Source organism: Paraburkholderia humisilvae, from assembly GCF_902859855.1.
Lineage (GTDB): Bacteria > Pseudomonadota > Gammaproteobacteria > Burkholderiales > Burkholderiaceae > Paraburkholderia > Paraburkholderia humisilvae.
In genome coordinates this window covers 18,893-32,906 of sequence record NZ_CADIKH010000028.1, presented here as the reverse complement: position 1 = coordinate 32,906, position 14,014 = coordinate 18,893, and the positions used below count along the sequence as shown (strand labels likewise).

At 69.6% G+C, this 14,014-nt stretch carries 1 protein-coding gene; it reads left to right on the top strand.

All coding sequences use genetic code 11. From position 1 onward, the window contains the following. Window positions 1-57: 57 nt before the first annotated feature. Window positions 58-14,013: an SDR family NAD(P)-dependent oxidoreductase gene (locus tag HV796_RS25765; RefSeq protein WP_175229325.1), complete on the top strand. Its 13,956-nt coding sequence runs from the start codon at window positions 58-60 to the stop codon at window positions 14,011-14,013. Window position 14,014: the final 1 nt, after the last annotated feature.

Sequence of the window (14,014 nt, the reverse complement as noted above, 5' to 3'; positions counted from 1 at the left end):
AGGAACCGTGCCGCCCGATACGCGCGGCAGGGAATTGGAAAGGCAAGGAACACAGCCATGAAGGATTTCATCGAATACGTCGTCGCGGAATTGAAGCAGGGTCGCCTGTCGAAGGCGGACGTCCTCGACCTGCTCCGGCAGTTCTCGCGCAACCCGCAAGGGGCGTCGCCGGAGCACGCGCTGCATCCGCTGCTGCAGCGGAACGTGTCGGATTTATACCGGCAATGTTATGGATCGACATTCGACGGAACCGAGTTCTTTTTCGACGATCACCAGGTTGCGGTCGACGGCGATACGTCGATCAAGGTGCTGCCGGCGGTCGCGTATCTGGAGATGGTGCGGGCCGCGATCGTCGACGCGTTACCCGGCCTCGACGCAGGCGCGTTCGTGCGGCTCGAGGACGTCGTCTGGTTGAGGCCGATCGTGGTGGCGCCGCGCGCGCAGGTGCTGGTCGTGCTGAGCAGCGGCGCGGACGACGGCGAGCAGACGCAGGCAATCGGATTCGAAGTGATCGGCGCCCCGGCCGACGGCACGGAGGAGGACGCCGATCTCGTGCACTGCCGCGGCGTCACGCGCATCGCGCGGATGCCGGCGCCCGAGCCGCTCGACCTCGGCGCGCTGAAGGCGCGCATGCGCGCTGATACGTTCGATTCAGACCGGATCTACCCGGCGTACAGGAAGATGGGCATGCGTTTCGGACCCGCGCATCAGGCGCTCGAATGCGTCTATCGCGGCCAGCGCGAGGCGCTTGCGCAACTGGTGCTGCCGGACGGCCTGCGCGCGACGCTCGACGCGTTTCATCTGCATCCGAGCCTGTTCGACGGCGCGCTGCAGGCGTCGATCGGTCTGCTCGATTCGCTCGATGCGCTGCCGGGAGAGCCGTCGCTGCCATTCGCGCTTGACACGCTACAGGTGTTCGGCACGTGTACGCCACGCATGTTCGCGTGGATCCGCGAGGCAAACGATGCGTCGGCGGGACAGCTCGATCTCGATCTGTGTGACGAGGAAGGCCGCATCTGCGCGACGTTGCGCGGCTTCGTCGCGCGCGCCCGCACGCCGCGCGAGGCGCGCGCGGACGGCGCGGTGCGCGGAGTCGTGCTCGCGCGGCCGGTATGGCGCGCGGCGCCGCAGGCCGGAAACGCAATCACGCAAATCGCGTCATCCATGCACCTTGTGCTGCTGGCCGGCGTACCCGGCATATCGCCGCAAACGCTCGAAGCGGCGCTACCGGGAGCACAATGCCGCGCGCTGCCGGCCGGCGGCGGCGACGAAGCGGATCGCTACGCGGCGGCCGCGCTCGCGTGTTTCGACACCCTGCGCGAACTGCTCGCCAACTTGCCGGAAGCGGGTGCGTTCGTGCATCTCGTGATCGCCGACACCGACGATGGGCGTCTTTTCGCCGGACTGTCCGGGCTGCTGATGTCGGCAGTACGCGAGCATCCCGCGCTGGGCGCGCAATTGATGCTCGTCGACACCCAGACCGTCGCGCAACAACTGGCGATCCGACTGCGGGCCGAGGCGCGGCCCGGCGCGCACGCGCTCGTGCGCTATCGCGACGGAATCCGCGAGCTGGCTAGCTGGGAAGAGCTGCCGGCCGAGGCCAGCGTCTCGCCCTCGCCGTTTAACGAGCGCGGCGTCTACCTGATCACGGGTGGGCTCGGCGGGCTCGGAATGCTGTTCGCGCGCGAAATCCTCGCGCGCGCCGGCGCCGCGCGTGTCGTGCTGACGGGGCGAGCAGCACCGTCCCCGGAGATCGACGCGAGGCTCGACGCGTTCGCACCCAACGCGGCGACGCGTGTGCGCGTTGCTTACAGGCGCATGGATCCCGTCGACGCGGCTAGCGTGCAAGGCGTCGTCGCGCAGATCGTCGCCGAACACGGGCGGCTACACGGCGTGCTTCACGCGGCCGGCATGATTAGCGACAGCCTCATCGCGCACAAGGTGGCCGACACGTTCGCGAGCGTGCTCGCGCCGAAGGTCCGCGGCACCGTGAACCTCGACCGCGCGACCGCGCATCTCGATCTCGACCTGTTCGTGCTGTTCTCGTCGGGCGCGGCCGCGACCGGTAATCCGGGGCAGGCCGACTACGCGGCCGCAAACGGCTTCATGGGCGAGTTTGCGCGGCGGCGCGACGCGCTTGTCGCCGCCGGCTGCCGCCGCGGCCGGACGCTGTCGGTTGACTGGCCGCTGTGGGCCGACGGCGGGATGCGGATGCCGGCCGCGAGCCTCGACGCGCTGCGCGAAACAGCGGGGATGGTGCCGCTGCAGACCGCAAACGGAATCGCCGCGTTCGAGCGCAGCCTCGCGTCGCCGTATCCACGCGTGCTGGTGATCGAGGGCGAGCTTGCACGGGTTCGCCACGTGCTGTTCGGCGAGCCGCTCGTGCTCGAATCCGTGACAGCGACGGACGATGGCGCATATCGCGCCGGCATCGTGACTTCCGGCGATGCGCCACAAGACGCCGAGTCAGGCGGCGCGATCGCCGCCGGCGATCTTGCGGACCGCACGCGCGACTATCTGCGCAAGCAGTTCGCCGATCTGTTCCGGATGCCGCATCAGAAGATCGATGCGCACGCGCCGCTCGAGAAGTACGGAATCGATTCGATCCTCGCGATGGACCTGACGCGGCGGCTCGAAAGGACGTTCGGGCCGTTGGCAAAGACGCTGTTCTTCGAATACCTGAGCATTGACGAACTGACCGCGTATTTCCTGCGCGCGCATCGGGTGAAGCTCGCGGCGCTGCTCCCGGCTCGCGAAGAGGCGCAGTCACAGACACAAGCGCACGCACCGGCCGCCACGCCGGTAGCCACGCGCGCAACGCGTCTGCGTCCACCCCGGCGCGCCGCGAATGCCGCGTACGACGAACCCATCGCGATCGTCGGCCTGAGCGGCCGCTACCCGCAGGCGCCCGACCTCGACGCGTACTGGCGGAACCTGCGCGACGGTCGCGACTGTATCACCGAGATTCCGGCCGGGCGCTGGGACTGGCGCGACTACTACAGCGAGGACGGCACGCGCGAGGGTGCGCACTACAGCAAGTGGGGCGGCTTTATCGATGGTGTCGACGAGTTCGATCCGCTGTTCTTCAACATTGCGCCCGTCGATGCCGAACTGATCGACCCGCAGGAGCGCCTGTTCCTGCAGCACGCATGGATGGCGATCGAAGACGCAGGCTATACGCGCGCGAGCCTGCAGATTCCGCAGGATGACGATCTACCGGGTCAGGTCGGTGTCTACGTCGGCGTGATGTATGGCGAATACCAGTTGTTCGGCGCCGAGTCGAGCGTAGCCGGCCGGCGGATCGGCGTGCCGGTCAGCTATGCGAGCATCGCGAACCGCGTGTCTTACCTGTTGAATCTGCATGGCCCAAGCTTGACGCTCGACTCGATGTGCTCGTCGTCGCTGAGCGCGATCCACCTCGCGTGCCAGGACCTGAAGTCGGGGCGCACATCACTTGCGATCGCCGGCGGCGTCAACGTGACGATCCATCCGAACAAGTACCTGATCCTCAGCGCCGGCCGTTACATCTCGAGAGACGGCCATTGTCAGAGCTTCGGCATCGGCGGCGACGGCTACATACCGGGCGAGGGCGTCGGCGCGGTCGTGCTGAAGCGGCTTTCCGATGCCGAGCGCGACGGCAATCCGATCCACGGGCTCTTGCGCGGCAGCGCGCTGAACCACGGCGGCAAGACCAACGGCTACTCGGTGCCCAATCCGAGGGCGCAGGCGAGCGTGATCCGCCAGGCGCTGAAGCGCTCGGGCGTCGATCCGCGCCAGGTCAGCTACATCGAGGCGCATGGCACCGGCACGAAGCTCGGCGATCCGATCGAGATCGCTGCGCTGACCGAGGTGTTCCGCGAGTTCACCGACGCGCGCCAGACCTGCGCGATCGGCTCCGCGAAGTCGAACATCGGGCATTGCGAATCGGCGGCAGGCATCGCCGGGCTGACCAAGGTGCTGCTGCAGATGAGGCATCGCCAGCTCGTGCCGTCGCTGCACTCGTCGACGCTGAATCGGCATATCGACTTCGCGGCGACGCCGTTCGTCGTGAACCAGAGGCTGCGGGACTGGGACACGCCCGTCGATGGCGCGCGCGTGCTGCCGCGCATCGCCGGCATCTCGTCGTTCGGCGCGGGCGGTTCGAACGCGCATCTGATCGTCGAGGAATATGTTACTGCGATGCCTGCGCCGATCGCTGCGCCCGGCGGCGCAGCGATCGTGCCGCTGTCGGCGCGCACCGACGCACAGTTGCGGCAGAAGGCGCGCGATCTCATCGCGTGGCTCGAACGCGCGGCCGGGCCGCAAGGCACGGCCGTCGATCTGTCCGCGCTCGCTTACACGCTGCAGGTCGGCCGCGAGGCGATGGACGCGCGCGTCGCATTCGTCGCCGCTTCGTCGGACACATTGCGCGCCTCTCTGCGCGCGTACTGCGACGGCAAATCCGGCGTTGACGGCTGCTTCGAGGGCGCCGACGCGCAAGCGCGCGACGAGTTCGCCGCGCTCAGCCGCGACGAGGATATGGACGGCACGGTCGATAAGTGGATCGCTCGCGGCAAGCTTACGCGGCTCGCGGAACTGTGGGCCAAGGGCTTTGCGTTCGACTGGCGCAAGCTGCACGGCGCGCGCACGCCTCACCTGCTGTCGCTACCGGTCTATCCTTTCGCGAAAGAGCGCTACTGGATCGCCCCCGCCGCCGGTGCGGCCGCGCCGCTCGCCGCGCGAGGCGCCGGCCTGCATCCGTTACTGCACGAGAACGAATCGGATCTGTTCCAGCAGCGCTACACGACGCGTCTTGACGGCAAGGAGCCGTTCCTCGCCGATCACCGGATCGACGCGGGCGCTGGCGACGCGCGCAAGGTGCTGCCGGCCGCCGCCTATCTCGAGATGGTGCGCGCGGCTGTCGACCGCGCGATGCCGGCAAGGGCGAAGCCGGCTGCGTGGGACCTTCGCGATATCGCATGGGTGCAGCCGCTCGTCGTCGACGGGCCGGTAGAACTGAGCGTCGAACTGACGCCCGCGCACGGCGGCCGGATCGATTTCACGGTCCATGGCGTCAGCCTTGACGACACCGGCGACACGGCGCGCACCGTGCATTGTCACGGCCACGCGTTGCCGCTCGCCGCCGCCGCGGTGCCGGTACTCGATCTCGCATCGCTCGGCGGGCGGATGACGGCGGTTCGCCGCGATGCGAACGAGGTCTATGCGGCATTCGCATCGATGGGGATCCACTATGGGCCGTCGTTGCGCACCATCGGCTCGCTCGTGTGCGGTGACGGCGAGGTGCTCGCGGAACTGGCGATGCCGGCCGCGCCCGATGCCGCGCTGCAACTGCCGCCGAGCCTGTTCGACGGCGCGCTGCAGGCGTCGCTAGGCCTGATCGACGACTGGCGCGGTCTGCCGGACAAGCCGCCGGTGCCGTTCGCGCTCGATTCGCTGGTCGTGCTCACACCGTGCGCGCCGCGCATGTTCGCGTGGGTGCGCCGTGCGGCCGGGACGAAAAGCGGCGACGCGATCGCGAAGCTCGACGTCGATCTGTGCGATGCCGACGGCCACGTGCGAGTGCGCGCGAGCGGTGTCACGTCGCGCGCATGGCGCGACGGCGAAGAGCGTGCATTGATTGCGCTGGAGGCGTGGGAGGACGCAGTCACCGCTGCGGCGAACGCGCCTGCTCCGGACACATCCGGCGATGCCGCGCATCGTCGTGTCGTGTTCTGCGATCTGCCGCAGGTCGATCCGGTCAGGCTCGCGCAACGGCTGCCGGGCAGCGCGATCGAGTCCCTCGTGCTGTCCGATTCGGCCGCTGACGGTGCCGGGCGCTATCGCGCTGCGACGCTCGCGTGCCTCGCGCAGTTGCGTGCGCAGATGACCGACAGTGCGAGCGGACCGCTGTTGTTCCAACTTGCGATCGGCACGATCGGCACGGACGACGAGCCGCTGCTCGCGGGACTGTCCGGCCTGCTCGACACGGCGCGCGCGGAACAACCGCGCGTGCGCGCGCAACTCGTGCTGACCGATTCGTCGACTGGCACCGACGCGCTTGCCGAGCGCCTCGACCTCGCGGCGCGCCATGCCGGCGAATCGGTGCTGCGTTTCGAACACGAGGCGCCGCGCGTGCGCCGCTGGCGCACGGAGCCGATCGGCGAAGTACTTCCCACCTCGTTCCGCGAGCGCGGCGTTTATCTGATCACGGGCGGTTTGGGCGGCCTCGGCCGGCTGTTTGCCCGCGAGATCCTGAGCGAAGTCCGGGACGCGGTCGTCGTGCTGACCGGCCGCGCGGCGTTCGACGACACGCGCCGCGCGCAGCTCGATGCGCTGGCCGGCTCGCTGCCGGCCGGCGCCGGGCGGCTCGTCTACCGGCAGGCCGACCTTATGCGTGAAGCCGATGTCGAGGCGCTCGTTGCCGGACTCATCGCTGAATTCGGCGCGCTCGACGGCGTACTGCACAGCGCCGGCCTGACCGACGACAGCCTGATCATCAACAAGACCGACGAGGGCGTCGCCAAGGTGCTCGAACCGAAGGTGGCCGGCACGCTCCATCTCGACCGCGCGACGCGCGCGGTCAAACTCGCGTTCTTCGTGCTCTTCTCGTCGGTCGCCGCGTCGTTCGGCAATCCGGGGCAGGCCGACTACGCGGCCGCGAACGGCTTCATGGACCGTTTCGCCACGCGGCGCAACCGACTCGTCGCGGCCAGCGAGCGGCACGGCCGCACGGTGTCGATTGGCTGGCCGTTGTGGGAGGAAGGCGGAATGCGCATCGACGACGAGGCGGCTGCGCGGCTCGCCGACCAGTCCGGCATGCGGCCGATGCGGACCGCGACCGGCATGCGCGCGTTCGCGCACGCACTCGCAAGCGGCGCCGCTCATGCGCTCGTCGTCGCGGGCGACGTCGAACGGCTGCAGCGCGTGCTGGAGTTGCGCAGCGCGCCGGCACCGCTCACTGGGGTGCAGCCGCGTCGACCGGCGCGGCCGGCGCAAGCGCCCGAAGCCACCGAAGCCACCGACACCACGCGCAGCAGCGAACACGGCACGCTGCGCGAGCAAGCGAAACGCTTTGTCGTCGGCGAATTCGCCGCGCTGCTGAAGCTCGCCGAAAATGACGTCGACAGCCGCGCGTCGCTCGACAGGTACGGCATCGATTCGGTGCTGACGGTGAAATTCACGCAGCAGCTCGAACACCGCTTCGGCCCGCTGTCGAAGACGCTGCTCTTCGAGTACCAGACGCTGACCGCGGTCGCGAACCATCTGGCCGACACGTATCCGCAGACCGTCCGCGAGCTCGCCGACGTCGCGGCGCAACGCACGCCGGATTGCGCGCCGCCAGCCGGCGCACCGGCGCAAGGCGCGCCGATCGCCGCGCCTCACGCGCCGGCCTGGCCACCGCACCGGTTCGCCGCGCCGACGGCCTCGCGTGACGATGCGGTCGCGATCATCGGCGTCGCGGGCCGCTACCCGCAAGCCGACGACCTGCGCGCGTTCTGGCGCAACCTGCGCGACGGCATCGACTGCATCACCGAGGTGCCGGCCGGGCGTTGGGATCACGAAAGCCTGTTCGATCCGCGCCGCAACCAGCCGGGCAAGACCTACAGCCGCTGGGGCGGTTTCCTGAACGACGTCGACCGGTTCGATCCGCTGTTCTTTGGCATCTCGCCGCGCGAGGCCGAACTGATCGATCCGCAGGAGCGCCTGTTTATCGAAACCGCGTGGGAAACGTTCGAGGACGCCGGTTACAGCCGGCAGTCGCTCGCCGGCCGGCGCGTCGGCGTCTATGTCGGCGCGATGTGGGGGCAGTACGAGCTGTACGGCGTGAACGCGGGGAGTACGGGTGTGCCGAGTTCGTCGTTCGCGTCGATCGCGAACCGGGTGTCCTACTTCTTCGACTTCCACGGGCCGAGCCTCGCGCTCGATTCGATGTGCTCGTCGTCGCTGAGCGCGCTGCACTTCGCGGCTGAGGCTGTGCGCAGTGGCGACGTCGAGCTCGCACTTGCAGGGGGCGTCAACGTGACGGTCCACCCCGGCAAGTACCTGAGCCTGAGCCAGGGAGGCTTCGCGTCGAGCGACGGACACTGCCGCAGCTTCGGTGCGGGCGGCGACGGCTACGTGCCCGGCGAAGGCGTCGGTGCGGTGCTGCTCAAGCCGCTCGCGCGCGCGCTCACCGATGGCGACCGGATTCTCGCGATCGTGAAGGCCAGCGCGCTGAACCACGGCGGCAAGACCAACGGTTATACGGTTCCGAATCCGGTCGCGCAGGCCGAGCTGATCCGCAACACGCTCGCGAAGGCCGGCGTCGCGCCCAACGAGATCGACTACGTCGAGGCGCACGGCACCGGCACGTCGCTCGGCGATCCGATCGAAATCAACGGGCTTGTGCGCGCGTTCTCGCCGGTACCCGGCGCGGCGCCGCTGCCACGCGCGAGTTGCCCGATCGGCTCCGTGAAGTCGAACATCGGTCATCTCGAGTCGGCGGCCGGCATTGCCGCCGTGACCAAGGTGCTGCTGCAGTTCCGGCACCGGCAGCTCGTGCCGTCGCTGCATGCCGAGCCGCTGAATCCGCATATCGATTTCGACGCCACGCCGTTCCGCGTGCAGACCACGCTCGCCGCGCTGCCGCATTATCCCGGCCGGCCGTTGCGCGCGTGTGTCAGCTCGTTCGGCGCGGGCGGCGCGAACGCGCATCTGATCCTGGAAGCATTCGACGCTGCGCGCGGCCCGTCGGTCGGCGCGCGCCTCGAGTCGTTCGTGCTGTCGGCGCGCGATCGCACGTCGCTATGCGTGTATGCGCGGCGGGTGCTTGCGTTCTTCGCGGACGGCGACGCCGGACAGGGCGAGCCGGATCCGGCATGGGCCGACATCGCGTACACGTCGCAGGTCGGGCGCACGCCGATGGCCGCGCGTGTCGTCGTGATCGCGGCGGACACGGCCGGGTTCCGGAGCAGGCTCGCGCAGTGGCTCGACCACGCGAACGGTGGCGCGGCGCTACCGCATGACGTGATCGAGGGCAATGTGCGCGACGCGCAGGCCGGCGCGGCGCTGATCGATGGCGACGCGGGCGCCGCGTTCCTCGATGTCGCGCTGCGGCAACGTGATCTGACGAAGCTCGCCAAGCTGTGGGTCGCGGGCGTCGAGATCGACTGGGCGCGGCTGCACGAGGCCGGTCACGTGCGGCGCGTGTCTCTGCCGACCTATCCGTTCGCGAGGGAGCGTTACTGGATCGCGAGCGCTGCCGCGAGCAAGCCGACGTTGGCGGCGATGCCGATGACGGCCGCCGCGCCGGTCGTTCGCACGGCGGCGGCGCGGACGCCTTCCGGGGGTGCCCTCGATCTGATGCATTTCCGTCCGCGCTGGCGGGAAGCCGCGCTGCCGACGGCGCCGGAGGCCACGCAAACCCTCGGTCCGGTGCTGCTGATCGACGCTGACGACGCGTTCGCTGACGCGTTCGCGCGCGAAGGGCACACGGTACTGCGTGCGACGAGCGGCGGCGACGCGCATCGCGAACCCGGTCCGACCCAATACGCGATCGATCCCGCGACCGGCGTTGGTATCGATCGCCTGCTGGACGAGCTGCGGCAGGACGCGTCGCAGCCGTGCGGAGTCGTGCTGTGTCACCGGACGGACGGTGGCATCGCGCGGCAGCTCGAGTGCGGCGTGTTCGCGCTGCACGCGCTCTGCCAGGCGCTGCTGCGCGACAGCACGCAAGCCGTAGTGCGCATCGTCGCGCTCCATGCCGGCGACGCCGCGCCGTTGCACGCGGCGACGAGCGGCTACCTGCGCAGTCTCGCCTTCGAAACGCCGCGCATCGCGGGCAAGACGCTCGCGCTGCCCGCGTCCGTCACGGCCGGCGAAGGGGCGTCCCGTGTGTGGGCCGAACTGCGCGAAACGGCGTGGCGCGATGCTGAAATCCGTTACACGCCGACGGGCGATCGCGCGGATACTCCGTTGCGGCGCGAAGTGCGCGCGATCGAGCGCTGCGTCGATGCGCAAACGCTCGCCATAGCGGATACGGGCGTGGCCATCCGGCATCGCGGTGTCTACCTCATCACCGGCGGGATGGGCGGGATCGGTTACGCGCTCGCCGGGCATCTGGCGAAGACCTGCCGCGCACGTCTCGTGTTGAGCGGCCGTCGCGCGTCGGACACGGCGCTCGAACGCAAGCTCGCCGAGCTGCGCGAACACGGCGGCGACGCCATCTATGTGCAGGCCGACATCGCCGATGCCGGGCAGGCGCGTTCGCTCGTCGCCGCCGCGCAAGAGCGCTTCGGCCGGCTGGACGGCGTGATCCACAGCGCGGGCGTGCATCGCGACTCATTCGCGTTGATGAAGACGCGGGTGGAGATGGACACGGTCTTCGCGACGAAGATCCACGGCGCCGTGAATCTCGACCTCGCGACGGCCGGCGTACCGCTCGATCTGTTCGTGCTGTTCTCGTCGATCGCCGGCACGACCGGCAATCCGGGGCAGACCGACTATGCCTACGCGAACCGCTTCCTCGATGCGTACGCGTGCGAACGCGCAGAGCAGGTCCGCACAGGCACGCGTTCCGGCCGGACGCTGTCGATTGGCTGGCCGTTCTGGGAAGCCGGCGGCATGCGGATCGCGCCTGCTGACATCGAACTACTGCGCGTGCGGACGGGGCTGCATCCGTTGCCGACCGCCCTCGGCCTGCAAGGCTGGGACCGCTGCCTGCGCGGCGACGACGTCAACGTGATCCCGGTGTACGGCGAGCCGGCGCGCGTCGGCTCGCTGCTCGCGCGTGCGGCCGCGCCGGGCCCGGTCGCCGAGCCGGCTGCAGAACGCGCGGCGCAACGCAGCACCGCGCTGCGAACCGATGCCGATATCGAACGTTCGACGATCGAATACCTGAAGCGGCTGCTCGGCGAGCAGATCCGGCTGCCGGTCGAGCGGATCGACGCGGATGAGCGCTTCGACGCGTACGGCGTCGATTCAATCACCGTGAACCAGTTGAACGCGCAACTGGAAGAGGATCTCGGCGCGCTGCCGAAGACGTTGTTCTACGAGTATCCGTCGGTCGGCGAGCTGGTCGCGTATCTGCTGAGACACTCACGTGCTGCGCTGATGCGCCGGTTCGAATCGCCCGCCACCACGCGACACGACGTGCCGGCCGACGCGGCGGGCGAAGCCGACGCGCCGCATGCGGCGGCTTCGTCGCCGTCCCGTGCACCAGCAGTACCAACTGGCGAGCCCGCCGGCACGCCGCTTGCCGCCGGCGAAAAGATCGCAATCGTCGGCATTCACGGCCAGTTCCCCGGGTCGCCCGACCTAGACGCATTCTGGGACCACCTGCGCGCGGGCCGCGACCTGATTCGCGAGGTGCCGGCCGAGCGCTGGGACGCGGTAGCCGCGTTCGACGCGGACCCGGACGCGGCCGGACACGGCAAGATCTACAACCGCTGGGGCGCGTTCCTCGAGGATGTCGACGCGTTCGACGCGGCCTTCTTCGGCATCGCAACGGACGACGCGAAGCTGATCGACCCGCAGGAACGCCTGTTCCTGCAATCGGTCTGGCATGCATTCGAGGATGCCGGCTACACGCGCGACACGCTGAAACGGCGCCATCCGAAGGCGCGCAGCGCCGACGTCGGCGTGTTCTGCGGCGTGACCACGCACTCGTACCAGATGCTCGCGCCGGACGAATGGCGGCGCGGTAACCTGAGTGCGCCGGCGTCGATGCCGTGGTCGATCACGAACCGTGTGTCCTACCTGTTCGATCTCCAGGGGCCGAGCATGCCGGTCGACACCGCGTGCTCGTCGTCGCTCGTCGCGATGCATCTCGCGGCCGAGAGCCTGCGGCGCGGTGACTGCCAGGTCGCGGTCGCGGGCGGCGTGAATCTCTATCTACACCCATCGAAGTACTACTCGCTATGCCACCGGAGGATGCTTGCGCGCGGCGCGCAATGCCGCAGTTACGGCGCGGGCGACGACGGTTTCGTGCCGGGCGAGGGCGTCGGCGCCGTGGTGCTGAAGCCGCTGTCGCGTGCGCTCGCGGAGGGCGACCGCATCCATGGTGTGATCGCCGCGAGCGCGCACGAACACGCTGGCCGCGCGAACGGTTACGCGGTGCCCAACCCGAACGCACAGGCGCAATTGATTGCCCGCACGCTGCGCGCGGCGAACCTGACGCCGGACGCGATCGGTTACGTCGAAGGGCACGGCACCGGCACGCAGCTTGGCGACAGCCTCGAGGTCGCGGCGCTGACCAGCGCGTTCGGCGCCAATTCGCACGGCGCGCGTGGTTGCCCGCTCGGCTCGGTGAAATCGAACGTCGGCCACGCCGAATCCGCAGCCGGCATCACGGGTGTCGCGAAAATCCTGCTGCAGTTCCGGCACCGGCAGCTCGCGCCGACGCTACACGCACGCGACGTGAATCCGAGCATCGATTTCGCGGCGTCGCCGCTGCGCCTGCAGCATGAGCTTGCCGATTGGCCGGCGCCCGAAGGTGCGCCGCGCCGCGCGCTGATCAATTCGTTCGGCGCAGGCGGCGTGAACGCTTGCCTGATTCTCGAGGAATACGTTACGGCAGCGCAGGCGCCGGCGGACGCCGGCCAGCCGCAACTGATCGTGTTGTCCGCGCGCAGCGCCGCGCGTCTGCGCGAGCAGGCGGGACGTCTTCGCGACTGGCTCGCCGCGCATCGCGATGCACCGCTCGACGCGGTCGCCCGCACGCTGCAAAGCGGGCGCGAGACGATGGAGGAACGGTTCGCGATCGTCGTCGCCGACCGCACGACGCTGCTCGACGAGCTGACGCTCGCGGCCGCGGGCACGCCGTCGGCCGCCGCGCTGCGCAGCCGCGTCGAGCCGCATCGCCGCAGGAAGGCGCAGCCGGACCACGAGCGCGCCCGGCTGCGCGCGCTGCACGCGGCCGGCGAGTTGCGCGCGCTCGCGCAATGCTGGATCGACGGTCAGGATCTCGACTGGGACGATCTCGCGTCCGGTTCGCGTCCTATGCTGGTGTCGCTGCCCGGCTATCCGTTCGAGAAGACGCGTCATCGCCTGTCGGACACGCCGCCTGCGACACCGGATTCGGTATACGCGGCGCGCGCGGCGAACGTCCCGCCCAGGACAGCGTCGCTGCATCCGCTCGTCACGGCCAACACGTCGACGCTGAAGGAAGTGACGTTCGCCTCGCGCCTGTGCGCCGAGGCATGGTATGCGCGCGACCACCACGTCAGCGGCACGCCGATTTTGCCCGGCGCGGGTTTTGTCGAGATCGCCTGGGCGACCGCGACGCTCGCTGGACAGCAGACGGTCGCTGCGTTCGAGGATGTCGTCTGGCACCGGCCGCTGCCTCTGGCGGCAGGACTGCAGCGTGTCGACACGATCCTGAAGCCGGCCGGCGACGGCGCCGAGTTCGTGATCGCGTCGCTGGATGCGGACAACGAGCAGATCGTCCACGCGGAAGGACGCGTGCTGTACGCCGAACGCGGCGCGCATCGCGACGGCCCGGCGCACGCCAGCGTCGCGCTCGACACGCTGCGCGCGCAGGCGGCGACGGTGTGGTCGGGCGAGCAGTGCTACGCCACGCTCGCGCGCTTCGGCCTGCACTACGGGCCGAGCTTCCGGACGATCGAGACACTGCACGCGAGCGACGGTTTCGCGCTCGCGCAACTGCGCCTCGCCGCAGGCTGCGCCGCCGAGTTCGGACACTACCTGCTGCACCCGGCACTGATCGACGGCGCCCTGCAGGCGGTGCTCGGCGTTGTGGGCGGCAACGGCCACGGCCGCAACCCGGCGGTGCCGCACGTGCCGTTCATGCTCGGCAGGATCGAGTGCTGGCGGCCGCTGCCGCCCGTCTGCTACGCGCTCGCGCGGCCGAGCGCCACCACGGATCGCGCGCCGGGCGAGGTCCGGCAGTTCGACATCGCGCTGCTGAATCCGCGCGGCGAAACGCTGGTGATGCTGACGCGTCTGTGTGTGCGTCCGCTTGTGCCGAACCCGGCAGAAACGGTGCAATCCGCGCTGCCGATGACCGCTGCGCCGCGCGAGCCTTTGACATCATGAA